This is a genomic window from Dyadobacter sp. CY312 (assembly GCF_021390535.1).
GTDB lineage: Bacteria > Bacteroidota > Bacteroidia > Cytophagales > Spirosomataceae > Dyadobacter.
The window spans coordinates 281,243-307,209 of record NZ_JAJUXG010000012.1 but is presented as its reverse complement, the minus strand read 5'-3'; the positions used below and the strand labels follow the sequence as shown (position 1 = coordinate 307,209).

The 25,967-nt window shown below is 42.9% G+C and carries 21 protein-coding genes; 7 read left to right on the top strand and 14 right to left on the bottom strand.

Annotation, left to right across the window (positions count from 1 at the left end; translation table 11 throughout):
- Positions 1-93: 93 nt before the first annotated feature.
- From LZG71_RS18095 to LZG71_RS18055, 9 genes are all read right to left on the bottom strand, one after another.
- Positions 94-1,305, bottom strand: coding sequence for a TCR/Tet family MFS transporter (locus LZG71_RS18095; RefSeq protein ID WP_233822663.1), 1,212 nt, complete (start codon positions 1,303-1,305; stop codon positions 94-96).
- A 56-nt stretch (positions 1,306-1,361) separates the two neighbouring features.
- Positions 1,362-2,942, bottom strand: a complete 1,581-nt coding sequence (locus LZG71_RS18090) for an OmpA family protein (protein ID WP_233822792.1) — start codon at positions 2,940-2,942, stop codon at positions 1,362-1,364.
- A gap of 93 nt (positions 2,943-3,035) precedes the next feature.
- The gene (locus LZG71_RS18085) at positions 3,036-3,638 is read right to left on the bottom strand and encodes a TIGR00730 family Rossman fold protein (RefSeq protein ID WP_233822661.1); all 603 of its coding nucleotides are present in this window, start codon (positions 3,636-3,638) and stop codon (positions 3,036-3,038) included.
- Between the two features lie 126 nt (positions 3,639-3,764).
- On the bottom strand, positions 3,765-5,147 hold the full coding sequence (murC, locus tag LZG71_RS18080; RefSeq protein WP_233822659.1) for a UDP-N-acetylmuramate--L-alanine ligase: 1,383 nt from the start codon (positions 5,145-5,147) through the stop codon (positions 3,765-3,767).
- A 180-nt stretch (positions 5,148-5,327) separates the two neighbouring features.
- On the bottom strand, positions 5,328-5,993 hold the full coding sequence (locus LZG71_RS18075) for a bifunctional 4-hydroxy-2-oxoglutarate aldolase/2-dehydro-3-deoxy-phosphogluconate aldolase (RefSeq protein WP_233822657.1): 666 nt from the start codon (positions 5,991-5,993) through the stop codon (positions 5,328-5,330).
- Positions 5,994-6,045: 52 nt separating this feature from the next.
- A complete protein-coding gene (locus LZG71_RS18070; RefSeq protein WP_233822656.1) occupies positions 6,046-7,044 on the bottom strand; it encodes a sugar kinase in 999 nt (332 codons plus the stop codon).
- A 256-nt stretch (positions 7,045-7,300) separates the two neighbouring features.
- A complete protein-coding gene (gene uxaC, locus LZG71_RS18065; protein WP_233822655.1) occupies positions 7,301-8,728 on the bottom strand; it encodes a glucuronate isomerase in 1,428 nt (475 codons plus the stop codon).
- A 78-nt stretch (positions 8,729-8,806) separates the two neighbouring features.
- Positions 8,807-10,003 (bottom strand): mannonate dehydratase, encoded by a 1,197-nt coding sequence (gene uxuA / locus LZG71_RS18060; RefSeq protein WP_233822654.1) that lies wholly within the window; start codon positions 10,001-10,003, stop codon positions 8,807-8,809.
- 226 nt (positions 10,004-10,229) lie between these two features.
- Positions 10,230-10,841 (bottom strand): RNA polymerase sigma-70 factor, encoded by a 612-nt coding sequence (locus LZG71_RS18055; RefSeq protein ID WP_233822652.1) that lies wholly within the window; start codon positions 10,839-10,841, stop codon positions 10,230-10,232.
- 282 nt (positions 10,842-11,123) lie between these two features.
- Between LZG71_RS18055 and LZG71_RS18050 the strand changes: the two genes are divergently transcribed.
- On the top strand, positions 11,124-12,146 hold the full coding sequence (locus LZG71_RS18050) for a LacI family DNA-binding transcriptional regulator (protein ID WP_233822650.1): 1,023 nt from the start codon (positions 11,124-11,126) through the stop codon (positions 12,144-12,146).
- A 91-nt stretch (positions 12,147-12,237) separates the two neighbouring features.
- On the opposite strand, the gene LZG71_RS18045 is transcribed toward LZG71_RS18050, so the two are convergent.
- Positions 12,238-13,518 (bottom strand): DUF349 domain-containing protein, encoded by a 1,281-nt coding sequence (locus tag LZG71_RS18045; RefSeq protein WP_233822648.1) that lies wholly within the window; start codon positions 13,516-13,518, stop codon positions 12,238-12,240.
- A 70-nt stretch (positions 13,519-13,588) separates the two neighbouring features.
- Here LZG71_RS18045 and ettA point away from each other — a divergent pair, with 70 nt between their 5' ends.
- From ettA to LZG71_RS18030, 3 genes are all read left to right on the top strand, one after another.
- Entirely contained in the window at positions 13,589-15,256 is a 1,668-nt protein-coding gene (ettA, locus tag LZG71_RS18040) for an energy-dependent translational throttle protein EttA (RefSeq protein WP_233822647.1), read from the top strand.
- A 101-nt stretch (positions 15,257-15,357) separates the two neighbouring features.
- Positions 15,358-16,206: a hypothetical protein gene (locus LZG71_RS18035; RefSeq protein ID WP_233822645.1), complete on the top strand. Its 849-nt coding sequence runs from the start codon at positions 15,358-15,360 to the stop codon at positions 16,204-16,206.
- 595 nt (positions 16,207-16,801) lie between these two features.
- Entirely contained in the window at positions 16,802-17,287 is a 486-nt protein-coding gene (locus LZG71_RS18030; RefSeq protein ID WP_233822643.1) for a hypothetical protein, read from the top strand.
- A 442-nt stretch (positions 17,288-17,729) separates the two neighbouring features.
- On the opposite strand, the gene LZG71_RS18025 is transcribed toward LZG71_RS18030, so the two are convergent.
- Positions 17,730-18,131, bottom strand: a complete 402-nt coding sequence (locus LZG71_RS18025; protein ID WP_233822641.1) for a hypothetical protein — start codon at positions 18,129-18,131, stop codon at positions 17,730-17,732.
- Between the two features lie 91 nt (positions 18,132-18,222).
- The gene (locus tag LZG71_RS18020) at positions 18,223-18,846 is read right to left on the bottom strand and encodes a hypothetical protein (protein WP_233822639.1); all 624 of its coding nucleotides are present in this window, start codon (positions 18,844-18,846) and stop codon (positions 18,223-18,225) included.
- 452 nt (positions 18,847-19,298) lie between these two features.
- On the opposite strand from LZG71_RS18020, the gene LZG71_RS18015 reads away from it, so the two are divergent.
- Positions 19,299-19,475, top strand: a complete 177-nt coding sequence (locus LZG71_RS18015; RefSeq protein ID WP_233822638.1) for a hypothetical protein — start codon at positions 19,299-19,301, stop codon at positions 19,473-19,475.
- 51 nt (positions 19,476-19,526) lie between these two features.
- Here LZG71_RS18015 and LZG71_RS18010 read toward each other — a convergent pair whose 3' ends face one another.
- Complete coding sequence (locus LZG71_RS18010) at positions 19,527-22,208, bottom strand: valine--tRNA ligase (protein WP_233822635.1); 2,682 nt, start codon at positions 22,206-22,208, stop codon at positions 19,527-19,529.
- 88 nt (positions 22,209-22,296) lie between these two features.
- Complete coding sequence (locus tag LZG71_RS18005) at positions 22,297-24,114, bottom strand: sensor histidine kinase KdpD (RefSeq protein WP_233822633.1); 1,818 nt, start codon at positions 24,112-24,114, stop codon at positions 22,297-22,299.
- A 165-nt stretch (positions 24,115-24,279) separates the two neighbouring features.
- On the opposite strand from LZG71_RS18005, the gene LZG71_RS18000 reads away from it, so the two are divergent.
- Both LZG71_RS18000 and LZG71_RS17995 read left to right on the top strand, forming a co-directional pair.
- The gene (locus LZG71_RS18000) at positions 24,280-25,089 is read left to right on the top strand and encodes a T9SS type A sorting domain-containing protein (protein ID WP_233822632.1); all 810 of its coding nucleotides are present in this window, start codon (positions 24,280-24,282) and stop codon (positions 25,087-25,089) included.
- 276 nt (positions 25,090-25,365) lie between these two features.
- Positions 25,366-25,947 (top strand): adenylate kinase, encoded by a 582-nt coding sequence (locus tag LZG71_RS17995; protein WP_233822630.1) that lies wholly within the window; start codon positions 25,366-25,368, stop codon positions 25,945-25,947.
- The last annotated feature ends 20 nt before the right edge of the window (positions 25,948-25,967 follow it).

The following is a 25,967-nucleotide window of genomic DNA, read 5'->3' as shown; positions in this document are numbered from 1 at the left end:
AATCTGCTCCATCATCTTTCCTAAATTCTTGTATCTAGAACTATTTTGAAGGCTTTTCGGCCATTTATGGTCGAATGGAATAGCTAACAAGTTTTATTTCTGACGTTTCAAGCTCAGCCTTGCAAGGTAAGCACCAACCAATGTCAGCAAAGCAGCCAGCAGCATAGGTGCACCTGGAAAGTATACCGGCGCTGACTCTGAGGTAAACAAAGCAAACAGCTGAGTCATCATCAAAGGTCCAAGAATGGAAGTGAAACTCTGCAAACTTGTGAGAGCTCCCTGCACTTCACCCTGCTCACTTGCATTGACCTGAGTAGAAATAATGCCTTGCAGCGACGGACCAGCAATGCTGCCCAAAATATAGGGTATCATGAAAACATACATCATCCATCCCTGAGAAGCGAATGCGTAAAGGATAAAACCGATGGAGTATAAAAGCAATCCTATATATACACCACGTTTCTGTCCAATCTTGGGAAGAATTAACCGAATAAGGTAACCTTGTACAATGGCACTCAACAGCCCTACTGCACCAAGTGAATATCCAATATGAGCTTCATCCCATCCAAATTTCTCAATTACGTAAAAAGACCAGTTGCTCTGTACGGCATGTAAGGCAATGTATACAAGCGTGAGCGCTCCAATCAATCCAAATATGACCGGATATTTGCTCAGATTAATAAACGCACCCAGCGGATTGGCACGAGTCCAATCGAACTTTCGCCGGTTTTCGGGTTTGAGGGATTCTGGTAAAATAAAGTAACCATAAAGCCAATTGACAAAAGAAAAACCTGCGGCAGCCATAAACGGAACGCGGGATCCAAACTGGCCCAATAAACCTCCCAGCACCGGTCCGATAATAAAACCAAGTCCGAAGGCCGCTCCCAACAAACCAAAATTTTGTGCACGTTTTTCGGGCGTACTGATGTCTGCAATGTATGCTGCACCAGTAGTGAAACTAGCTCCCATTATTCCCGCAATGACACGTCCCAGATAGAGCCATCCCAACGTTGGCGCGAAAGCGAGAAACAAATAATCAACTCCGAATCCAAAAAGTGATGCGAGAAGTACTGGTCTGCGGCCGTAGCGATCGCTGAGCCCACCTATAAGTGGGGCAAACAGGAATTGTACCGCAGCGTAAGTAAGCAACAACCACCCTCCATCACGGGATGCCTGACTGATGCTGTCACCTGTAAGCTCATTGATGAGTTTGGGCATCACCGGAATGATAATTCCCAGTCCGATAACGTCTATCAGAAGTGTGACGAAAATAAAACCCAATGCAGGCGATCGCTTGGCAGACATGATTCAGTGATGTTCTATGTGACGCCAAAACCTGGCCGCTTGCCCACCGCAAATATCTATTTCTTCAATATCTTGAATTCCACACGGCGGTTGCGCTGCTGGCCTTCCGGTGTATCATTTTTCGCTACTGGAACCGTTTCTCCATAACCTTTACTTGCCACACGGTCTGGCTCAATGCCTTTGCCGATCAGGTATTCACGAACAGAGTCAGCGCGGTCCTGAGAAAGTTTCATGTTAAAATCGTCGCCGCCCACATTATCGGTATGTCCTCCAAGCTCAATAGACAATGTTTTATTTTCCGACATGGTGATCGCAATCCGGTTCAGCTCGGGAAAAGATTGGTTACTCAATGTCGATTTCCCGGTTGCAAAGAAAATGTTGTTCAAACGTACGATCTGTCCTTCTTCAATCGGGATCATTTTGAGTGACTTATTGGTGATTTCACTGAAATTCTTCGATTTCCCATCTGCGGTAGAATCTGTTAAATCAACGTTTTCGCCTTCTGCAATAAAATTAGGTGCAACGGCTCGCCAGCTGTATTTCTTCCCTTTTGGCAACACCAACTTGTATTCTCCCGTGGCAGGACTTGTAGTAGCGGTACCTACTTCCTCTCCTGTTTCCAGATCCTCATAGATGATGGTTGCCTCCACAGGTTTCCCTGTTTTGGAATCAATCACTTTTCCACTGATCATTGCTACCGGATCTGATGTTGGAATAATGGCAACCGGAGCCTGTGCTGTATCTCCCGGCACCACTTTCGGACGAAGATCGTAACGAACGATATCGCCTTTGCCTTCGGTGCCTTTGAAGGAAACCATATAGGCATAATCCCCAATTGCTGAAATGGTGTAATAAGCGTCGTAGCCATCTGTATTGATGGTGGATCCCAGATTTACAGGTCGGCTCCAACGCTTCCAGGATTTATCGATCCGCTTGCTGTAATAAATGTCGTTACTGCCTTGCCCTCCTTTTCTGTCACTTGAGAAATATAACGTGACACCATCCGGAGCTAAAAAAGGAGTGGTTTCTGTAAATTCTTCACTATTGATTTCCGGTCCGAGATTCAGTGGCTTGGACCAGGATCCATCCTTTTGTTTGAAACTCACATACAGGTCATCAACCTTGCTGTTTTTCTTTTCACTGAACGACATGACCAGTGTTTTACCATCGGTTGACAAATATCCGCAGTCGAACTGCCCCTTGCTTATTTTTGCATAACCAGGAATGTCAATTTTGTTTGGCGCAGCCCAGCCTCTTGCTGTTTTTTTACTGGTTGAAAAACCCCTCGTTTCGTATACACCGTTTTTGTAAGCACCTTTAATCAATAGCGTGTTCCCATCTGGTGTGATGCTGTACAAACTGTTGTAATCTTCCTTATTGAGCGGAGCAGGCAGTTTCCTTGCCGCGGTCCAGGTATCATTTTTAAGTTCGGAGTACCATATATCCTGGCTTCCTTTGGTGCCATGCGTATTCTGAGGATGGCTTACGCGGGAAAAATACAGCGTTTTACCGTCGGGAGATATCGTTGGAGCTATTTCGTTGTATTCTGTATTAACCGTCTTACCAAGACTTTCCAGCTGAGCATGACTTACGGAAGAAATGAAAGAAAAAGCAATTAGAAACAGAGGAAATCTCATCTTATTCAGGAAGGTATGAGCGAGTGGTATAGTGTTGGATAATCGTGGATTCATCTGCATAGTAACCGGGCTATTATTTGACCCGTAAGGCCTTTAATCATTGTCATTTTCAAGATATAACGATTTATCCAGCGGCTTATTTCCCGGATTGTTTACAGCAAATTCCTGCATCTGTTCAAGCAGGTCGACAGCATTGTCTGATACCAACAACAATTTTCGGTTGTCGATATGCAAAAAGCCTTCTTCCACCATTTTATCCAGCTGAAGAATCAGCAGATCGTAGTAACCGTTGATGTTAAGCACTCCAACCGGTCCGTCGAATATTTTCAGTTGCGCCCAGGTCAGAATCTCGAACAATTCATCGAAGGTTCCATAGCCGCCCGGAAGCGCAATAACGCCATCCGACAGAGAAACCATCTTCGCCTTACGCTCGTGCATGGTATCCACAAAATGCAGCTCAGTCAAAGTTTTTTGAGCAACTTCCAGTTTAGCCAGAAAATTTGGAATAATGCCGGTGACAGTTCCGCTGTTTTCCAGAGAACCATCGGCAACGCGTCCCATCAGCCCCATATTGCCACCGCCGTAAATCACATTTATTTTCCGACGTGCCAATTCATTTCCCAAAGAATAAGCCGCTTCGGCATAAACAGGATTTGTCCCAAAATTGGAACCGCAGTAAACTACGATCGATTGCATTCAGTAACTTTTAAGATTTGACAAAATACTGATTAACACAGGGGCATCCGTGAAGGATGCCCCGACTGGTGTTCCTATAACTTCTTAATTACTCTACCCTCTTAACTACTTTAACTTCTTAACTCCTCACTTTACCACTTCCTCCACCAACTCCTGCAAATCTATATCCCCAAACGTTCCTGAGCTCATCAGCAACAGATTGGCATTTTCCCACTTCCGATTTTTCAGAAATGCTGATAATTCCTCTGAGCTGGTAAATATTTTCAGATCATCACGTTTGAAAGCCGTACGGATATCCTCCTCCGAAAGCGGTTCAAGGCGTTTGTGTTCGATGGTTTGCGGGTTAAAATACACGACAGCAACATCAGCTGCATCCAGCTTTCTTCTATATTGTTTCAGAAATGCCTTGTTCAAACTGCTGAAAGTATGTAGTTCTGCTACCGCAACCAGCGTTCTGTCTGGAAATTGTTCGCTCACAGCAGCCGTGGTAGCGCCCACTTTGGAAGGTGCATGAGCGAAATCGCGGTATACACTGGTGGTATCATTACTGCCCAGCAGTTCCATCCTTTTCGACGCTCCTTTGAAAGTCTGAATGGCAGCGTAGAATTCTTCATCTGTAACACCGATTCGCTCACACACCGCACGTGCTCCACTGATGTTTTTCATATTATGATCTCCAAAAACCAGAACCGGGATTTCGCCCTGCTCAGCCGTAATCAGGATTGTCTGACCATTTTCTATTTTATTCGAATGAACATTGTAAGCCATACTTACCACATCAGCACGTTCCTTTTGCCCGATCACATCCAGCATATCATCTGTTTCGTCATACACGATTGTGCCTGCTTTTGGCAGCGAGTCGGCCAACGATTCAAACTGCTTTACATACAATTCCCAGGTTGGGAATACATTAAAATGATCCCATGCGATCCCACTGATTAGGGCAACATGTGGTTGATAATGCATAAATTTTGGTGTGTGATCAAGCGGAGAAGTAAAGTATTCATCTCCTTCAATAACAATAAGCGGAGCGTTGTCGGAGAGCTTCACCATGTTATCAAATCCTTCCAGTTGAGCGCCAACCAGATAATTAAAAATCCGGTTATTATATTTTAAAACGTGCAGAATCATAGACGTAATGGTGGTCTTACCATGACTTCCCGCAATTACTACACGCTGCTTATGCTGACTCTGCTCAAAAATATATTCCGGATAAGAATAAATTTTGATACCCAATTCTTTCGCTTTTGCCAACTCGGGATTATCCTGACGGGCATGCATTCCCAATATCACAGCCTCTAAATCCTCTGTTATTTTTTCAGGAAACCAGCCAGTAACAGCTGGCAGTAATTCATATTTTGCCAAACGGCTTACAGAAGGCTCATATATCTCATCGTCTGACCCGGTAATTAAATAGCCTTTCAGATGAAGTTCGATGGCCAGATTGTGCATTACACTACCGCCAATCGATATAAAATGTATTTTACGAATTGTTGAAATTTGAGTCATTGCAGGTATTGAAACTGATTCGGAGCGAAGTTAACAAGAATTGATGTTCGGGCAAATGTGCAGTTAATTGCTTTGGTCAAAAAATTAGCCGTAACCACCTAAATCAACACTATTTAATACAAAAAAACAGCCGGAAGCATTTTCCGGCTGTAATAACTATAACTGATTTTAATCAGCGAATCAGGCGTTTGCTCTGAACTGCTTCACCAGATCAATACTTTCAGCAACTTTCTGTTGAATCCAGCTGTAATTTCCTTCTGCAAGTACATCTTTCGGGAAGAGATTGGAACCAAGGCCTACGGCGTAAGCTCCTGCACCAAACCACTCGTCGATACTCTCTTTCGTTGGCTGCACTCCACCTGTAACCATAATTTTGATGTTAGGCATTGGTCCTTTTACGGCTTTCACAAACTTGGAACCAACTACTTCACCCGGGAACAACTTCACAACTTCGGCTCCTGCCTGCTGTGCGTTGTAAATTTCCGTCAATGTGGTAATACCTGGTATCCATGGAATATTGGCAACCGCACATACTTTACCAACCTCCGGATTAAGGCAAGGTGTTACGATAAAGTCCGTTCCCGCGTCAATAAATCGCTGCGCTGTGGCGGCATCATAAATAGTACCAATCCCAAATGACAATCCCGGTAAACTTTCCTTTACATGGGCCAAAAGTTCTACAAAGACATTAAAAGCATTTTCCCCGCGATTGGTGAATTCAAATACCCTGGCTCCGCCGCGGTAACTTGCGTTAATCACTTCCTTTGCAACTTCTATATCTGCATGGTAAAAAAGCGGAAGTACCCCCACTTCATTCAGCAAAACCAATGTTGTGTCCTTATCCATATTTTTTGTGGCCAATAGCTGTTGGCTATTAACGGTTAGCTTTTTATAAATATTATCTCTTAATCCTGCCCGAAGTTTCTCCCTGTCTGATGGCTTCTACTTCTGCAATAGTTGAAATCAGCGCATCGCCTTCAATCGTATGTTTCAGAGCCGATGCTGCCACACCAAATTCCAGTGCTTTCTGATCATCACCGTCAAAAGAAATTAATCCATGGATCAAACCTGCAATGAATGCATCACCGCCACCCACACGATCTATAATCGGATTGATCTCAATATCAGCAGTTTCCAACAGCTCCTTTCCGTTCCACATCAAGGCACGCAAAAGGTTATGAGAAGCACTGATTGAAGTGCGTTTGGTATCAATAACTTTCTTCACCTGTGGGAAAGCCTTCTGTAAGTTGACACTCGATTCAACAAAATCGTTTCCTTCTATGCCAAAAATTTCGAGTATGTTTTCTTTGTTGGCGATCACAATATCAGTTCCGGCAGTGAGTTCCGGCAGAATATCGGACGGTTTTTTGCCATATTTCCATAAGTTGGCGCGGTAAAAAATATCTCCGGAAACAGTCAGTCCATACTTACGTGCCGTTTTAATCCCATTCAAAAGTGCATCTGCCGCGCCTTGTGATAAAGCGGGCGTAATTCCAGCCCAATGAAACCATTTGGCATCTTTCAAAATCTCATCCCAGTTTATTTCTTCCGGGTCAATGGTTGCCAATGAAGAGTTTGCCCGGTCGTAAACGATCTGGCTTCCTCTCAGCGCAGCACCTGTTTCCAGGAAATAAACTGCCATACGCGGACCACCATAAACAATGTGTGAAGTATCCACGCCATGCGTAGCCAGGTACTGCGACGCCGCACGCCCGATCGGAGAATCCGGAAAGCGGGTTACGTGCGCTGTTTTATGTCCCCAATAGGCCAAGGCAGACGACACATTGGCCTCTCCTCCTGCATACGTTACATTTAATTGACGGGCTTGTTCGAAGCGCGAAAAACCGGGAGTGGAAAGTCGCATAAGTACTTCCCCGAAAGAGATTATCTGAGCCATAAAAGAGTTATTGACGATCACTTTCTGACTGTAAAAGCAGTACAAACCGTCTTTTAAATTATTAATACCTATTCAAAAATAGTGTTTAAAAGTTAAGGAAACTATCTAATCCCGGTAGCGCTGTCAGCCTGAGCGGAGTCGAAGGCCTTTTGCGTGCTGCAAATGACATTTCGACTCCGCTCAATGTGACACTACTATTTAAATTAAGGACAAGCTCCATTTTCGTCCATAAGTTGAACGTTACAAAAACCTACCTCTAAAATCCGAAATAATTCTTTGCGTTATTGTAAGAAATGTCGGATACCACTTTTCCGAGCCATTGTATGTCGTTTGGAAGCTCTCCGTTTTCTACATCGTTGCCGATCAGGTTACAAAGTATTCTTCTGAAATATTCGTGACGCGGGTAAGAAAGGAAACTGCGTGAGTCGGTAAGCATTCCAACGAAACGGCTCAAAAGACCCATATTCGACAATGCGTTCATTTGTTTTTCCATACCATCTTTCTGATCAAGGAACCACCAGCCCGAGCCGAACTGCATTTTACCTGCCACCGTTCCGTCGTTGTAATTACCGATCATTGTCGCCATTACTTCGTTGTCGCCCGGATTGAGATTATAAAGTATCGTTTTGGCAAGCTGATCTGTGGAATCCAGTTTGTTCAAAAACTTGGACAACGCCTGCGCCTGGCTGTAATCACCGATGGAATCCCAACCTGTATCAGGTCCAAGCTCACGAAGCATACGGGCATTGTTATTACGCAAAGCACCCAGGTGAAACTGTTGTGTCCATGATTTTGCATGATCCATTTTGGCAAGATCGTAAAGCAATACCGACTTGAAAGCCAGACTTTGCTCAACTGTTGGCACCTCTCCTTTAAGAGCCGCTGCGAATGCTTGTTTTGCTGCGGCTTCATCAAACGAAGAATAGATGTGTTCCAAACCATGGTCAGACAGTCGTCCGCCCATTGAAGCAAAGAAATCGTGGCGATTTTGCAAAGCAGCCAGCAATTCGTCGTAAGAGCTGATACTCCCCAAACCGGATGTTTCAGATAATTTGGACAAATACTGTTGAAAATCAGATGGTGAATCGATCAGCAACATGGCTTTATCAGGACGAAAAGTCGGCAATACCTTGATGTCGAACCCGCTGTCACTGATCTGCTTATGGTATTCCAATGAATCAATCGGATCATCTGTTGTGCAGATCACCTTCACATTCATTTTTGTCAGTAAACTTCTTACATTATAATCCGGCTGCTTCAATTTGGCAGAACATTCATCATAAATCTCACGGGCTGTATCTTTATTCAGCAGAATATCAATATCAAAATAGCGCAGCAATTCCAGGTGCGTCCAGTGATACAACGGGTTACGCATGGTGTAAGGAACGGTAGCCGCCCATTGTTCGAACTTCTCCCAATCACTTGCATTTCCGGTGCAGTACTTTTCATTGATACCATTGGCACGCATTGCACGCCATTTGTAATGATCCCCGTAAAGCCAGATCTGCGTCAGGTTCTCAAACTGCCTGTTTTCTGCGATCTGATCGGGAGGTAAATGGCAGTGATAATCAATGATCGGCATTGCCTTCGCATAGTCGTGATATAAAGTCCGTGCCGTTTCGGATTTTAACAAGAAGTTGTCATCTACGAAAGTCTTTTGTCCTGCGGAAACTGTTGTTGCCATTTTTTTAGTAGCTATTGGCTTTTAGCTTATAGCTATTAGCCCTTTCAGTATAATTTAAACTTTTAACCTTTTACAGGTTTATTTCACTCTCAAACTTCTCTCAATCCCCATTTCCAAGCCACGCAATTCAGCCAGGCCGCGTAGACGTCCTATTGCTGTATAGCCAGGATTGGTTCTTTTGGTAGCCGAAAGATCGTCCAGCATACGGTGCCCATGATCAGGTCTGAACGGCATTCTCAAGTCAGTCCGTCCATTTTCTACCCTCTTTTTTTGTTCTTCAATCAAAGCCTTCATCACACCATACATATCCACATCCCCGTTCAGGTGATCGGCTTCGTAGAAACTACCGTCCGCTTCACGACTCGTAGCCCGGAGATGTATAAAGTGGATTCTGCTGCCCAAACGATTGACAATACCTGTAAGATCATTGTCGGCTCTCACACCATAAGACCCTGTGCAAAAGCATATTCCGTTCGCTTCGTTGTTGTATGCGTCCAGCAAAAGCATCGCATCGTTTTCGGTGCTTACCACACGTGGCAAACCCAGAATCGGATATGGGGGATCATCCGGATGTATCGCCAGCCTGATTCCAGCTTCTGCCGCAACCGGGGCGATAGCCTGGATAAACTGGTATAAATGCGTTCGAAGTTCCAGATCACCAACGTTGCGATATGTGTCCAAAACAGTGCGGAACTCTTCTATTGTAAAGCTTTCCTCTGAGCCAGGTAAACCGGCAATAATATTTCTGATGAGCAGATTAACAGCCTCTTCGGAAGCAGCATCAAGCCAACTTTTGGCTTTGTCCTTTTGTTCCTGGCTGTAATCGTTCTCAGCAGCCGCTCTTTTTAGAAGATAAAGGTCAAACGCTGCGAATTGCGTAGCATCAAATCGCAAACCAGTCGATCCGTCCTTCATCGGAGCATTCAGATCCGTTCTGGTCCAGTCGAGTACGGGCATAAAATTGTAGCAGACCGTATCAATGCCGCATTTTCCAAGATTGATCAGTGACTGCTGATAATTTGCAATATACTTTTCGAAGTCCCCGGTTCGGGTTTTTACGGCTTCATGCACAGGAACACTTTCTACTACAGACCAGGTTAGTCCTGCGTTTTCTATGAGTTCCTTTCTTTTTTGAATTTCATCTGTTTCCCATACTACTCCATTGGGAATGTGATGTAATGCGGTTACTATTCCGGTTGCTCCGGCCTGGCGAATATCCTGTAATGAAACCGGATCATTCGGGCCAAACCAACGCCATGTTTGTTCTAAGGGCATATGTATTGGCTTTTAGCTGTTGGCTATAAGCTATTAGCCTTGCGGCGAGCCGCTTTTTCGCTAATAACGAAGCCTAAGGTTAAAGCAGTTAAAGGTTATGATTTCTACTATCACTGCAAATTAGCAGAAATAGCATACAATGATTGATTGAATTTTGGATCAAAAAGAAATCCGACTTGTCGTTCGGCAAACAGCTGATCGCTAAAAGCTAACAGCCAGAAGCTATTTACGCTACCAACCTATGCTCAGGTACTCTTTCGCGTAACACCTTCAAGGCTCGGCTCATTTGGGTCTCAACCGTTTTTACGGAAATGGCCAGCTTTTCAGCGATGTCACGATACCGAAGACCTTCTTCCCGGCTCAAACGGAAAATGATCTGGCATTGTCTTGGCAAATCATTGATGCAGCCTTCTACGTGATCATAAAATTCATTGAAAGACATTTCTTCTGCCGGAGAAAAATGATCCGCATGGGTCATGTTCCACTGTACCGAATCCAAAGATTCACGCTCGTACTGGCGATGTACACGAAGTTTGAGGTAATCCAGTGCCTGGTTTCGCACGGCCCTATATATGTAAGCCTGAAATGAAGTGTGCACTTCAATCTGCTCGCGGTTTTTCCAGAGTTTCACAAATACATCCGACACAACTTCTTCCGCGATTTCCCGCGTCACCACCACACGCATTGCGTAATTGCACAACGCCCTGTAATGGTGCGTAAACAACTCACGAAATGCATAATAATCTCCATTAGCGACCACCTTGCCAAATAAGTTTTCCAAAACACTTTTCTGGGAATGTGCAGACGGTAATGTACTGGTAAAAGTCTTCGTTTCCATTCAGGATTATTATAGGTTAATAATTGAAAATTTCCTTGAATTGCAGTGGTGTTGGACTCTCAATGCTTTGTAATACTATGTCTAGTTTAGGCAGAGACTCGTTGATATGCAAAAATAATTCTTGAAAAAATGAATATATTTACGCAACCGTTCCCGGAACCGTTCCCGTTTTGTACTTTTTTCCCGGAACCAAATGTGAAATTGTATTTTTACGCACAAACGACCGTTTAGTGAATTTGCGAGAAAAAATATCAAAATTGCATTATTCTGATAACACCCTATATGAGAAAAGCGTCCGTTACCATCAAAGAGATTGCAAGGCTTTTAGAAATATCAAAGTCCACCGTTTCAAGAGCATTAAGAGACAGCAGTGAGATAAGTGAGGAAACGAAAAAAAGAGTAATCGACCTCGCCGAGTCGCTCCATTATTCTCCCAACCCTATCGCTTTAAGTTTGCTCAAAAACCGCACGCAAACTATCGGTGTGATCGTGCCCGACATTGCCAATCGCTTTTATTCCTCTACGATCGGGGGAATTGAAGACATTGCTTACAGCCGGGGCTACCATACGATGATTTACCAAAGCCACGAATTGCTTGAACGGGAAGTGTCGGCCACCCGGCACATCGCTCAGAGAAGGGTTGACGGGCTTGTAGTAGCTATTTCGAGTGAGTCTGAAAACATGGACCATTTTATTGAGTTGCAAGAGCAGGGTATTCCTGTTGTTTTGTTCGACAGGGTTTTGGACACTCTTCAAACACACAAAGTTCGTGTGGACGATTATAAAGGGTCATTTGAGGCAACTGAACATCTTATTTTACAGGGCTGTCAACGTATAGCACATATTGCCGGACCAAAACGGGTATCCATTACCAGAAACCGGCTCGACGGATATAAAGATGCATTGGCCAAACATGGCATTGAGTTTCAGGAGGAATGGGTTCTCCACAGCCCGATTACCCAGGAAGGCGGTACAGAAAGAACCTATCAACTGATGGCGCTGAGAAACAGGCCTGACGCGATTTTCGGAGCGAGTGACAGGATTACAATGGGTGTGCATTGGGCATTGCGACAGCTTGGTTACAAAATGCCAGACGATGTAGCGGTAATAGGTTTTTGTGATTTGGGAATGTCGTCGCTGATGGATCCGCCGATCAGCTCGGTAACTCAGCCGTCTTTTGAAATGGGGCAACAGGCCACTTCCCTGCTTCTTGACCTCATAGAAAGCAAAAATACCCCGGCCAGTTACGAGACCAGGGTACTCCCATCAAATCTGGTCATACAAAAATCTTCCCTAAAAGCGTAGGAAGAGTTAAGGTTACACAGAGTTTCACAGAGAAATAAAAAGAGCGGCGGCCGCTCTTTTGACCTCTCCTAAACTCTGTGTAACCTAACCTTTACCCAGTTATCGATTTCAATTTTCTTTCAAATTCAGAAAGGATTTTTTCTTTCATTGCCACTTTACGTTTCTGGATGTTGATACGTCCCATGGCTTGTTTATCAATTTCAGGATCGCCGGTTGCGGTTCTGTCAAATTCGATGATCGCGAATTCAAGATCGCTTTTCTCTCTTTTGGCTAGCCATTCCAGTTCTCTGTATTTTGTTCTCAATTGCTCTTCCTGACTTTTCAGTTCAAAAGCAGGGTATTTTCTGCTGATAACCCGAGCCAGGTAGCTCAATTCGAAAATCTTGTCGCATACCATTCTGAACCGCTCCGAAAGCTCCTTGTCTGCCAGTTTGAAAGGAATTTTAATTTCCTTCCATTTGCTCAGCAACACTTTCGCTTCCTGCGACGCTTCAATAATATCCGGTCCGCGTAGCAACTGTTCTGCCGTTTGAAGCAATTTTTGCTGCTCCACAATACGTGGGTCTATACGTACCTTCGGTTCAATTCCTTTGGCAAGATTGTACTTGTCATAAAACAGTTTCAGGAAGTGCCTGTATGCTTTGTTGACTTTAAAGAAACGCTTCGGTGGAACCTCTCCTACATTGTTCCAGGCGTTGCGTACATCTCTTGCTTTTGAATAGGCATCGTCCAGATCACGCGAATAACTCAACGTTTTGGTGATCTTGATCAGGCGTTCATACTCGTCGATACGCTCCTGATTGATTCGGTTCTGCTCGTCGAAGTAGTCGCGGCGTCTTTGGAAGAAATTATCAAGAATGCCCTGAAACTGGGTTTCAACTTCTTCCTGATACTCTTTTTCAACCGGTCCTGTCCTGATCCACTTCGCTTTAATTTCCTGGATCTGGTCCGTTGCTGCCGCATAATCCTCGATCGCCGCTGCTTCGGTAACATCCTCGATAAGAGCTCTTTTAATTTCCAGGTTTTTAAGTTGATTCACTTCGATCAATCCCCGGAGATACTCTTCTTTTTCTTCCAGCCTTTTTAACAGCGGAACGAAATCGCCCAATGCATCAAAACCTTTCAGTTTTCTTTGCAGTTGAATCAATTTCGTCAGATAGGAACCTTTGTTAAGTGCTTCGTCAATTTCGTTTTCAAGTTGCTCCACTTTGTTGAGCACAATCACGAATCGATTTTTGAAATAATCAATGGCTTCCTGCTCTGTCCTTTTTACTTCTCCAATTTGCCGGTCCGGGTGTTCGAGATACCCTTTTAAAAATACTTTGCTGTCTTTGACATAGCCGTATTCATCATTCAATGTGGCATTTTCCATTCTTTCAAATTTTTTTATCTGCTAAGTGTAGGGATATAACGATATTTGTTACGCACAAATTAACTAAAAAATGAGTAACGAAACCATTATTTTCTCAATGTCGGGGGTTAACAAAATCATTCCCCCAAACCGTCATATCATTAAAAACATTTATTTATCCTTTTTTTATGGTGCTAAAATTGGGGTTTTAGGTCTCAACGGATCAGGTAAGTCAACCCTCTTGCGTGTCATTGCAGGAATAGATAAAGATATTCAGGGTGAGGTAGTTTTCTCGCAGGGTTACTCCGTGGGAATGCTTGAACAAGAGCCAAAACTGGACCCGACAAAAACCGTTCGGGAAGTTGTAGAAGAAGGCGTACAGGAAGTAGTAAATCTTCTAAAAGAATTCGATCAGATCAACGAAGCCTTTGGCGAAGAAGACGCTGATTTTGACAAATTGCTTGAACGTCAGGGTGAAGTTCAGGAAAAACTGGACGCCATGGACGCCTGGAATCTCGACAATCGTCTGGAAATTGCCATGGACGCCTTGCGTTGCCCGCCATCTGATACTTCCATCTCTATTCTTTCGGGTGGTGAAAAACGCCGTGTTGCCTTGTGCAGGCTTTTACTCCGTCAGCCAGACGTATTGCTACTCGATGAACCTACCAACCATTTGGATGCCGAATCGGTACTTTGGCTGGAAGAACATTTGAGACAATATAAAGGAACGGTTATCGCTGTAACCCACGACAGGTACTTCCTTGATAACGTAGCAGGATGGATTCTTGAACTGGATCGCGGCGAAGGTATTCCGTGGAAAGGGAACTATACTTCCTGGCTGGAACAAAAGCAGGAACGTCTGAAAAAAGAAGAGAAAACAGAATCGAAACGCCAGAAAACCTTGCAGCGTGAGCTTGAATGGGTACGCATGGGCGCCAAAGGACGTCAGGCGAAATCCAAAGCTCGTTTGGGTGCATACGAAAGGTTGTTGGGCGAAGAAGGAAGAGAGAAAGAAGAGAAATTGGAAATCTTCATTCCGGCAGGACCACGACTTGGTAATAAAGTAATTGAGGCGCACAACGTTTCCATGGGCTTTGGCGACCGACTGCTTTATGAAAACCTGAATTTCGCATTACCGCCAAATGGTATTGTCGGAATTATCGGACCCAACGGTGCTGGTAAAACAACCCTTTTCAAACTCATCACCGGACAGATTCAACCCCTAAGCGGACACTTTGATGTGGGAGATACCGTTCAATGGGCATACGTCGATCAGGAGCACGACAACCTTGATCCCGCAAAAAGTGTATATCAGAGCGTAGCCGACGGCAACGACTGGATTATGCTTGGCGGCAAACAGTCCAATGCTCGTGCTTATGTAAGCCGTTTCAACTTTGGCGGTGGTGATCAGGAGAAAAAAGTAGGTACACTTTCCGGTGGAGAGCGTAACCGCGTTCACCTGGCCATGACGCTGAAAGAAGGCGGAAACCTGTTGCTGCTCGATGAACCTACCAATGATCTTGACATTAATACGTTGCGCGCATTGGAAGAAGGTCTCGAAAACTTCGCAGGCTGTGCGGTAATCATCAGTCACGATCGGTGGTTCCTCGACCGCGTTGCGACCCACATCCTTGCTTTCGAAGGCGACTCACAAGTATATTGGTTTGAAGGAAACTTCTCCGAATACGAAGAAAACCGTAAAAAACGACTTGGTGGAGATGCTACGCCAAAGCGAATTAAATATAAGAAGCTGGCTTAGGCTTTTATGAAGTATAAAATGGCGCTTGAAATGCTTTTCTTTGGAGGGGTGTTTTGAGCGCTTTTATATTTGCTGTAATAGTGGGTATAAAATAAAAAACTATGAAATTACAAATACTAAGTTTTAGGATTATTTTGGTACTCATTTCACTGATCGGAGGATGTAAAAATGAAGAAATTACCAAACAGACAACATTTTTTTCTGAGAATTGTAAAGTAAAAAGCTTTTTACTTTCTGATCAGTATTACAGAGACTATTTCGCTCGGTACAATGAAGAAGGACTCATAACCGACATTTACTACGGAAACGATTTATATTCAAGTCTAGTGTATCAGTATGAGTTTAACAATCAACAGCTCATCAACATTACCGAACGCTTTCTTGACAAAGATTATCTGGCATTCAAATACGAATATGGTCCAAATGGAATCCAACTTATTCGCCGCTACCAGCGTGATTCAAGGTATTATAATTTAGAAGATGCACCTCCAAATTTCGAATATAATCGTGAAGTGAATCAGGTCAAATATATTTACGGAAAAGCCGGAAAGCCTTCGTCCATGTTATTCTCAATAATCACAAGAGATACTATAAATAATATTAATATTCTGACACCAATTCTCTCTTATGACTATGAGTATGATGAAAAAGGCAATTTAGTTAAAGAGGTATATTACGTAGCTGACAAGAATCAAAGGATGCAACTTTGGTCTACTTTATACCATAAATACGATAATAACATCAATACATTAAAACCTCTTAATTATCTAATTTACAGAGTATCACATTCAGAACCCTATATGTTTTCTGAAAATAATAAAATTGGGACAAAAGAAGTAAGAAGTCTTGGTGGAGAAGCTAACCTAAACTACACGATGGAATACGATTCCAAAAAAAACGTTACCAACGACGGCCTACTTTTTTCTGATATAAAATGGACATGCCCTTGACAATCTCAAATTATGCACTAATTGGACGCAGTCTCCAGGTCACGCCAAACCGAGAAAAAGCAAGTGATAAAATTCCCTAAAATTCTTACTAACCTAATAGCCATAGTTTTATTGATGGCAATGATTACTATTGGAATAGTATTTATTGTTGCTGATGTTCCATTCTCAGAACTAATTCATCCATTCATTCTATTGTTTTTAATTGCTGTAATGGGCTTTGTAGCCTATCGGCTGTTTAAAATGCTTAGTTAGTATACCTAAATTCCAAGTTTGTGTAGTCTCCGGACCACCCGTACCAAAAAATTATTACGGTGCGCTGCACCTCACCATTTCATTTGCTTTTTTTACATCTACAATTATCCCGGCGCTATGCGCCTTCGAGTCTGGTGCAGAGCACCTTAATACTTGTAGCAGAAAAAAAATCAAGATCACAAAGCCCAAGGTGCAGCGCACCGTAATAAACCCAGACTGAGTATAGTCCGGCGATTACCAACAAACATAGACGGCGAAGAAATACATTCCTTCAATCCAACCATTTGCTTTTCAAAGGTTTCCTGTGTTAACAAGATTAACTTTGGCAAAACCAATCCCAGCAATGCTCTTAAAATCTAAACTTTTACTTGTTCTGTCTGTACTCTTACAGATAATGCTCATTGGCTGCAAAGAAGAGGAAACCACAGCAGAAGCTTATGTGGCGATTTGGAAATGTCAGCAGGAGAATAATTATGATGAAGCAGCCACCCTCAGAAATATTATTGGAAACTGGGAATGGAAGTACTCCGCAGCTGGTCAAGTCTCATCTACACCTGCAAAGGATACAGAATCGTCCAAAGTTCTTAAAATCGAATTTAAAGCCGATGGTTCCGGAACAATTATGACAAAGGACACAAGCGGCTCGTTCACCTGGACGATTGAGTTGAAAGATTCTTGGACAGTTGGATTAAAAGAAAATCAACTGTATGGTTTCCGAACCGTGCCCTTTATTTCTCAACTATCCGGTCGTCTTTTGTTTTGTGACGATTTGATGATGGGGAATAACAGTTACATTGACGGTGTGGATAATGTTTTCAAAAAGGAATAAGTCCTGTTAACCAGTTTCCCAAGTCGGGCGTAGTCTGGCGACTACGCCAAACACAGGGTTTTCTTCCTTCGCGGAAAACTCGACTTAAACAAAGTAAGTGAGAGATAAAGGCGCTGACAACTGCTTTATTTCAGAGATTACAATTGTCGAACTCAGGTATGGTGCAGAAAATAGTGCTGATAAAATGAAATCTCACAAAGCCGTAGATGCATTCACTGGCGGACTTTCAATAATTCCAATTTTTGGCTCAATAAGGCGATATGATAAGGAAAAAGTAAGGCTTAGACGCTAAGGAAAACCTTTGCATGATGAGTTGGACCTGCTGATTGGAGCAACTGCAATAGAAAATTCCATTCTAAGAGTTTAAAATGTTTGTTAAATAAAATACGCCATTCGTCAGATAAAAAAATCTTCTAAATGGCGTATCCAACTTCATTAAGATCTATTTTTTTGCCTGGATCTTGATATTTATCCCATCATCGTCGGCAATATTGAGAGTTAGTGTATTTCCCTCAATATCTCCAATTTCTGTTCCATTTTCTTTAAGGATTATTTTTTCTCCGGATTTAGAGAGATTGATTTCGCCTTCACCCATATTTTCTATCGTTCCATTGTCATTTGTTTCAATAATCATAAAGGCCGTCGTGGCATTTACCCTTGTCGACTTTATAGTACCTGAAAGACCTTGAAATGGCAAATCCAGGTTGACGCCACCTTTACCAAGGCTTGTCATAGTATAATTTCCTACTGCATTCATACCCAAATCAGCGTCCACATCATCATCTTTGTCCTTACACCCTACAAAAACGAAAGCGAATAACAGAATTACTAATAGCTTTTTCATAAAAATTGATTTTAGTTTAGTTGATAAATCATAAGAAAGCTAAGATTAAATTTTATTTTTTTAATAAAAAATTTTGCGAAGATCTCTGAGCTCAATTTTTCTTTATGAATTTTCCCAGTAATCTGCCTGCGCCATAATAGGCATCACCAATCCTTTGGCCGGTATCAAACAACGAATTGGCAACGCCTGAGCTGTTCTGGGTAATTTTTGCAATCACCTTGCTCTTATTTGCCGTCTCTACAATCCATGCGTCTGCAATAACGGTAGCCGTTCTGGTGCCGAATATTGTTCCGGTTGCCACGCCGGGGTCAATGAACGTTGTCTTGTATATGAGCGTGTATTTGGCATCGCTGATGCTTCCTGCCTGCATATCACTTCCCTTCTCAAAATATTTGATAAAATGCGGTTCAAATATTTTCTTTCTGTCCTCAACCCAGGCCTTTGCCCACTCGTCTCCTTTACCGGCAGTTTTTTTATTTTTCTCAGCAACAATCTCCGCAACATAATCAGCTTCGGTCTTTTTATCACTGATATTGTTGCCTTTGATCTTGCCTATCGACATGTCGTCGAAGACGAACTCAACATTGATTTTGGATTCTGATTTCAGAGCGTCTATATTTCCTTCTGTAATTTTTATCTGAGCATCAGCCATTTGGCTCGACGCCAAAGCTAAAAACAACGCTCCTGCTATGGCAAATAATCGCATTGATTTCATTGTGTTTCAAGTTTAGTTGTGAAAATGAATAGGAACATTGATTAGACGGAGAACTATACTTTCCGTCATGTTTTCGATGAATCAAATGTGTGGGGACTGAAAATAAATTAACTCATATAAAACACCATTTTGAAAAAATCATGTTTTTATATGATACTACGCCGAGCGACATTGGTCTCAGACCGAACTTAAAACCAAATGTTATTCTTGAAATTCCGGGCTAAGTAGAACTCCAAAAAATTATTTCGGTGCGCTGCACGTCCGCGTTTTACTTGCTTTCTATATCTACAATTATCACGGCGCTCTGCGCCTCATAATCTGGTGTAGCGCATTGTATTAAAAAGCAGACTGAGCGTGGTCTGCCGATTACCGATTTACAGGAAATATTCAGGGCTGCGAAAGAAGACCGTGGAGCACTGCTTATTGCACACGAAAGTTACAGCCAGACCGCTTTGATACGTGATGATTATTCCATTGAGCTTGCCGAAGACGACACCGAGCCTGAACTTGTAGACGATATCACAAGCATCATTGCCTGGGAGGTAATTTCAAAAGGAGGAAGAGCCATTTTTACGAAAAATGACGAGATAAAAGATCTTGGAGAAATTGCGCTGAAAACGAGGTATTGATGTATGTTGTGCAGGAAATGGTTAACCCACTTCCTGCACAATCTTTTTACATTACCCCAACCGCACCAATGCTTCTTTCAAAGTCACAATTTTCGACTCTGCATCAGTTTGTTTCTGACGTTCTTTTTCAACGATATCGCCTTTGGCATTTGCCACGAAACGTTCGTTGGATAATTTTTTAATTACAGAGTCTAAAAAGCCTTGTGTGTATTCCAGCTCTTTTTGCAGGTTTTCACGTTCGGTTTCTACGTCTATTTCATCAGCAAGATTGATAAAAAACTCATCCGACTTCACACGGAATGATGTTCCCTCGGATTCTTCGGCGACGTAACTGATGGATTCTACATTGGCAAGTTTGATGATCAATGATTCCAGTTTTTGATACCGACTTTTCGAATCCGTGCGAATAGCCAGTGGCAAAGCTATTTTCGGACTCAGATTTTTAGAATTACGTAGGTTTCTGATTCCTGAAACAAGTTCAAAAAGAATATCAAAGTCTGTTAAAATTTCCGAATTGATAACACCAGGCTTAGGAAATTCCTCAACGCAAATTGATTCGCCCTTATCTCTTTCCTGAATATTCTGCCAGATCTCCTCGCTAATAAATGGCATAAAAGGATGCGCCAGACGCATCAGTCGGTCAAAGAAATCCAGTGTCGCCACATACGCTACTTCTCCAATGGGCTCGCCATATTCCGGCTTAACCATTTCGAGATATTGGGCACAAAAATCATCCCATATAAGCTTATAAACTGCATTTAGAGCATCAGAAATCCTGAATTTGGAGAAGTGATCTTCCACTTCGGCAAGTGTCTGATTCAGTTTGGAGTCGAACCACTCAAATTCTCCCTTCAACTGTGAGTAATTTATCCAAACAGAGCCGACAGAATCGCGTGAAATAACCGATCCTGTTTCGGAAATTATTTCCTCCTTTTTAACTTCCCAGCCTTTTACCAACCTGAACGCATTCCATATTTTGTTACAGAAATTTCGTCCCTGCTCAACCAATTTGTCATCATAAGGCAAATCATTTCCTGCCTGCGAACTGAAAAGCATACCGGTACGAACACCGTCCGCGCCGTGTTTGTTGATCAGATCAATCGGATCAGGTGAGTTGCCCAGGGATTTGGACATTTTGCGTCCTTGCTTATCCCGAACGATACCGGTCAAATATACATTCTTGAACGGATAAGTACCTTTGTATTCATAACCGGCAATGATCATACGTGCCACCCAGAAAAAGAGAATTTCAGGAGCCGTTACCAGGTCATTGGTCGGGTAATAATAATTGATGTCCTCATTTTCTGGCTCTTTGATCCCGTTGAAAACCGAAATCGGCCACAACCAGGATGAGAACCAGGTATCCAATACGTCCGGATCCTGCGTAATGTCTTCTTCTGTAAGCGCAAAAAGCTGGTATTCATGCTGCGCTTTTCTTAACGCTTCACGTTTGTTCTTGGCAACAATTAAAGTACCGTCTTTCAGGTAAAATGCGGGAATGCGATGTCCCCACCAAAGCTGGCGGCTGATGTTCCAGTCACGCACATTTTCCATCCAGTGACGGTAGGTATTTTTGAATTTGGCAGGAATCAGCTGAACCGTATCGTTCATCACATTGTCCAAGGCAGGTTTGCTGATCTTCTCCATTTTCAGGAACCACTGCTCCGAAAGGCGTGGCTCGATCACCGAATCAGTTCTTTCCGAATGTCCAACGTTTGACCGGTATTCCTCCACCTTCACCAAATCACCCGATTCTTCAAGTAATTTGATGATTTTCTTGCGGGCAATAAATCGGTCTTCCCCAATCAGTATCTGCGCTTTTTCATTCAGCGTTCCATCTTCATTAAGCAGGTCGATAATCGGAAGATTATGTCTTTTACCTAATTCGTAGTCATTGGTATCATGCGCAGGCGTCACTTTCAAACATCCTGTTCCGAATTCAATTTCCACGTAATCATCCGCAATAACAGGAATGGCTCTTTTGATAAGCGGAATCAAAACCTGCTTACCGATCAAATGCTGGTAACGCTCGTCATTCGGATTCACACAAATGGCCACGTCAGCCATAATCGTTTCCGGGCGAGTCGTAGCCACAACCACACCCTGTCCTTCTCCATCTGCCAGTTCATATTTAAGATAAACCAATTTCTGATTCACCTCTTTCATGATCACTTCCTCATCCGAAACGGTTGTACGCGCCTGCGGATCCCAGTTCACCATACGGTGACCGCGGTAAATATCTCCTTTATTATATAGGTCTATAAAAACATCAATAACAGAATCGTACAGATCCGGCTCCATCGTGAAACGCGTACGATCCCAGTCGCAGGATGCGCCCAGTTTCCGAAGCTGCTGCAAAATGATACCGCCATATTTATGCGTCCATTCCCAGCAATATTCCAGGAATTCGTCACGCGTCAGATCCTTTTTGCTAATGCCTCTTTCTTTAAGCATCGCAACCACCTTCGCTTCCGTCGCAATAGAAGCATGATCCGTACCAGGAACCCAGCACGCTTCTTTGCCTTCCATACGGGCTTTGCGCACCAGAATATCCTGGATTGTATTGTTCAGCATGTGCCCCATGTGCAACACACCTGTCACGTTTGGCGGAGGAATTACGATGGTATAAGGCTCCTTGTCCGGATTTGGTTTTGAATTAAAAAAACGGCTTTCCATCCAATAGGAATACCATTTGTCCTCTATTTCCTGGGGAGCATATGTTTTGGAAATCATTCTTGTAGGTATAAAAATGCGCCAAAGCGCGGTTTGCTGTCTTAAAAAGACGGCAAGTTAGGATTTGCAGACGAAATTTTCTAAAATTTTATGCCTCCGAAGTCGTTGGAAGCCATATTGTAAACGTACTTCCCTCACCCGGTTTGCTTTCCACTTTCACCGTCCCTTCATGCGATTCTACCATGGTTTTGACGTAACTCAGTCCAAGTCCGAAACCTTTCACATCATGCACATTGCCGGTAGGCACACGGTAAAACGTATCGAAAATCCGATGAAGCTGCTCTTTGTTCATTCCAATTCCGGTGTCAGAAATGGAGAGCTCAATACCATTATTTATATTGATTGTTTTAATCGTCAAATGCAGTTTTTCAGGAGAATATTTGATTGCGTTGTCTATCAGGTTGTTCAGTACATTGGATAAATGCACTTCGTCTCCTGAAACAGTTTCATTTTCTGCTTCAAATTCCAGATCCACTTCTCCGCTTTGGTTCTCGATCTGCACACTTTGACTATTGAGCGCATTCGTCACCAAATCGGTCATGTTCACAAAAGTCTTTTTAAGTTTTACCTCCCCTTTGTCCAACAGTGCCATTTGCAAAACTTTCTCCACATGCGTTCCAAGCCGTTTATTCTCCTCCCGTATAATTCCCAGATAACGGGATAAACGAGGCGAAGTCTCCTGACTTGCAGAATTCTCCTGAGCCATTTCCGCCGCCAGTGCAATCGTAGAAATCGGCGTTTTGAACTCATGCGTCATATTATTGATGAAGTCATTTTTGATATCGGAAAGTTTTTTCTGGCGAAGAATGGTCGTAACCGCCATATAAAAACAAGCCATCACGACAAGTATAAGCACACCCGAACCACCAAACATCACGCCCATTCCACTCATAATGTGTTTCTCCTGATCGGGGAAATAGACGAAGAGCGAATTCTGTCCCTGTAAGGTTTCATTTGGGAATAGTGAAGCCCGGTACGATTTCAATTTCCAGTCCTGCGGTTTCAGATTGGCCGTCGAAAAGATCAGTCCGTCAGGATTCTGCCCTTGCACCGCAAATTCATACGGAAGAAAAATGCCATTTTCTTCAAATTCCTTTTTCAATAATGTATCCAAAAGGAAACGGTTCACACGTTCCTGAATAGGCCTTTGCGTGTAAAGCAGATCTTTCATCACCTCTTTTAAAATCTCAGCTTTGTCGGGAGTACCCTTCGTATTTAAGGGAAGATATTTGGCATCTTTCAGGGCATTTTTGCTTCCATTCCCTAACGTTGATTCCCGATTGGCTTTAAGATATTGCGAACCGGAATTCGTTTCCTGACCGCCATTCTGGGCCAGTTTTCCTTGCTTCGACTCTATATCTTTAAGTGCTTTTCCAAGATTCTTCTCATCCTCCATTCGGCGACGCATAAACTCGTCCATACCGGCCAAACCAAATTGCTGCGCTTGAAAAAACTCTTCAATGATCTTTTGCTGATGATCCACCATTACCCGAAAATTGGGGCTCAATGCGTCAGTTGCAACACCCTCTGATGCAATCCGATAATGTATTTCTTCACCGTTTGGTCCAATCACAACCTCGATTTTGGAAGGTACATGTTGGTTGGCCTCTCGTACAGTTTCCTGCTTCACCTGTTTGGTGCGCTTCATTGGCGCATTGCGAAGCTGCGTGATCCTTTCCAGTTTGCTTTTTTGCTGTTCTGTTTCTATTCGTTGTTGAAGCAGATACATCATTTCCTGCTTTTCCAGCCTGTGTACTACTTCCTGTACCGATTCTGCTACCTTATGATTGAACTGATCGTTACGTATCGCAATCGCTTCCCTGATCCAATACCACTGGAAGCCGATCAGCCCGATCAGGGCAAGGCACATTAAGCCGACAATTATCTGAATTTTTCTTTTTGTCATATTTTTTATTCCGTCATGCAACGTTTCACATCCTTCCTGCGACATTCGACGGAGAACAAATTTAACTCATCTCAACGGCCTGATATTGTTTTTAACAAAATTTAACACGCATCACAAAAAGCACTTTTTAAATTTGTAATTGATTCATTCACAAAATAAAATGCCATGAAACATATTTTTGTAAAGGGAGTATTCCTGTCATTTCTCACCATTGCAGGCTTCTCTGCACAGGCCCAGTCGACCGACAAAGACAAGAAAATTTCGGACAAGGATAAAAAGACAACGATCCGTGTCAGAGTATCGGAAGATGGTGACGGCAAAAGCAAAGAAATCGAAAAAGAGTATCATGTAAAAAGCATGAACGACGATGAAAGAAAAGAGTTTGTAGACAAAGTCCTGGATTCACTCGGTGTCGACTCTAAAACTGGCGGAAAGATCGTTTCGGTAACTGTTGACGACGGTGATGGTGATAAGCAAACTATGACCAGAAAGCGTAGAAACGTGATTGTGGATCGCCGCGATGACCGGGAACCGCTTGTGTTCAATTGGAGCGATGACTTTTCAAAGGACTTTAACTTTGATACTGAAAAATTACGCACGCACATGCGGAATTTCGAAAGAGATTTCAAACCAAAAGCACGGGTGATGATGCGGGATATGGAGAATTTCGGAGACCGCCTGGGAGAATCATGGAGCCGCGAGTCTAAAAAAGCAGCAACCGTTCGGGATCTTAGTGTATATTCCAACAATCCTGACAACGGTGTGTTAAACCTGCGTTTCCAGGTTCCTCAGAAAGGCGACCTTAGTATTATTGTAACAGATGTTAAGGGCAAAGAAGTTGGTAAAAAAGACATCAAGGATTTCAGCGGCAACTTTGTGGGACAAATTGACCTGAAGAAAAATACAAAAGGGACTGTTTTTGTTACAGTAGTGCAGAACGAAGATGGCGCAGTAAAAAGAGTTGTAATTCCTTAATTTAATCAAGGTAGATTTTCAGTCCCTCTGGTTTTAGGCCGGAGGGATTTTTTATGCGTTATTAATTGCAATATTCAGATCGTAAATCTTGGTTACATGTCAATTTTACTAACATGATGGTAGGAATGAATCGATTCGTGCCATTTCTACCATGAATGTTACAATAATTGAGATATTTTGTTGAAAAGAATACAATTAAATAGGGAGACATCTATTAAGAATTGTAAATTTGCCGAAAACACCAATCGTCTGCGACATCCAATTTAACAAGCGACTATGCTGAATCTTATACTGTTTGGCCCCCCAGGTGCCGGGAAGGGCACTCAAAGTGAAAAAATTATAGCCAGGTACAATTTGATACACCTTTCGACCGGCGACTTGCTGCGTTCCGAAATTCAGGCTGGATCAGAACTGGGACTTAGAGCTAAGACTTTGATGGATCAGGGTTTACTTGTTCCCGATGAAGTGGTAATCGGAATGATTGACCATAAATTGAGGGATCACAGAGATGCCGCCGGATTTATTTTTGATGGATTTCCAAGAACCGTTAAGCAATCCGAAGCGCTGGACGAGTTATTGGCAACTTACGATCAAAGCATTTCGGTTATGATTGCACTTGTGGTAGACGATAGTGAGTTACTTTCCCGTTTGCTGAACCGTGGTAAGACTTCCGGACGTCCTGATGACCAGAACGAAGAACTGATCAGCAAGCGAATTCACGAGTATAACAGCAAGACGAAACCGGTTGCCGACTACTACCAGCAACAAGGTAAATTTGTTCCGATCGAGGGTATAGGTGAAATAGAAACTATATTTGCAGAAATTAACAAGGCGATTGATTCAGTTACTTCAAAATAAACAATCGCTCAAAGTATTCA

What these genes read in the sequence shown, in the direction of transcription:
- LZG71_RS18090 (WP_233822792.1), bottom strand. Translation starts at nt 2,942, where the DNA reads ATGAGATTTCCTCTGTTTCTAATTGCTTTTTCTTTCATTTCTTCCGTA.
- uxaC (WP_233822655.1), bottom strand. Translation starts at nt 8,728, where the DNA reads ATGGCAACAACAGTTTCCGCAGGACAAAAGACTTTCGTAGATGACAAC.
- LZG71_RS18035 (WP_233822645.1), top strand. Translation starts at nt 15,358, where the DNA reads ATGAAATTACAAATACTAAGTTTTAGGATTATTTTGGTACTCATTTCA.
- murC (WP_233822659.1), bottom strand. Translation starts at nt 5,147, where the DNA reads ATGACTCAAATTTCAACAATTCGTAAAATACATTTTATATCGATTGGC.
- LZG71_RS18085 (WP_233822661.1), bottom strand. Translation starts at nt 3,638, where the DNA reads ATGCAATCGATCGTAGTTTACTGCGGTTCCAATTTTGGGACAAATCCT.
- LZG71_RS18030 (WP_233822643.1), top strand. Translation starts at nt 16,802, where the DNA reads ATGCTCTTAAAATCTAAACTTTTACTTGTTCTGTCTGTACTCTTACAG.
- LZG71_RS18095 (WP_233822663.1), bottom strand. Translation starts at nt 1,305, where the DNA reads ATGTCTGCCAAGCGATCGCCTGCATTGGGTTTTATTTTCGTCACACTT.
- uxuA (WP_233822654.1), bottom strand. Translation starts at nt 10,003, where the DNA reads ATGCCCTTAGAACAAACATGGCGTTGGTTTGGCCCGAATGATCCGGTT.
- LZG71_RS17995 (WP_233822630.1), top strand. Translation starts at nt 25,366, where the DNA reads ATGCTGAATCTTATACTGTTTGGCCCCCCAGGTGCCGGGAAGGGCACT.
- LZG71_RS18010 (WP_233822635.1), bottom strand. Translation starts at nt 22,208, where the DNA reads ATGATTTCCAAAACATATGCTCCCCAGGAAATAGAGGACAAATGGTAT.
- LZG71_RS18055 (WP_233822652.1), bottom strand. Translation starts at nt 10,841, where the DNA reads ATGGAAACGAAGACTTTTACCAGTACATTACCGTCTGCACATTCCCAG.
- LZG71_RS18045 (WP_233822648.1), bottom strand. Translation starts at nt 13,518, where the DNA reads ATGGAAAATGCCACATTGAATGATGAATACGGCTATGTCAAAGACAGC.
- LZG71_RS18005 (WP_233822633.1), bottom strand. Translation starts at nt 24,114, where the DNA reads ATGACAAAAAGAAAAATTCAGATAATTGTCGGCTTAATGTGCCTTGCC.
- LZG71_RS18025 (WP_233822641.1), bottom strand. Translation starts at nt 18,131, where the DNA reads ATGAAAAAGCTATTAGTAATTCTGTTATTCGCTTTCGTTTTTGTAGGG.
- ettA (WP_233822647.1), top strand. Translation starts at nt 13,589, where the DNA reads ATGAGTAACGAAACCATTATTTTCTCAATGTCGGGGGTTAACAAAATC.
- LZG71_RS18020 (WP_233822639.1), bottom strand. Translation starts at nt 18,846, where the DNA reads ATGAAATCAATGCGATTATTTGCCATAGCAGGAGCGTTGTTTTTAGCT.
- LZG71_RS18000 (WP_233822632.1), top strand. Translation starts at nt 24,280, where the DNA reads ATGAAACATATTTTTGTAAAGGGAGTATTCCTGTCATTTCTCACCATT.
- LZG71_RS18050 (WP_233822650.1), top strand. Translation starts at nt 11,124, where the DNA reads ATGAGAAAAGCGTCCGTTACCATCAAAGAGATTGCAAGGCTTTTAGAA.
- LZG71_RS18075 (WP_233822657.1), bottom strand. Translation starts at nt 5,993, where the DNA reads ATGGATAAGGACACAACATTGGTTTTGCTGAATGAAGTGGGGGTACTT.
- LZG71_RS18070 (WP_233822656.1), bottom strand. Translation starts at nt 7,044, where the DNA reads ATGGCTCAGATAATCTCTTTCGGGGAAGTACTTATGCGACTTTCCACT.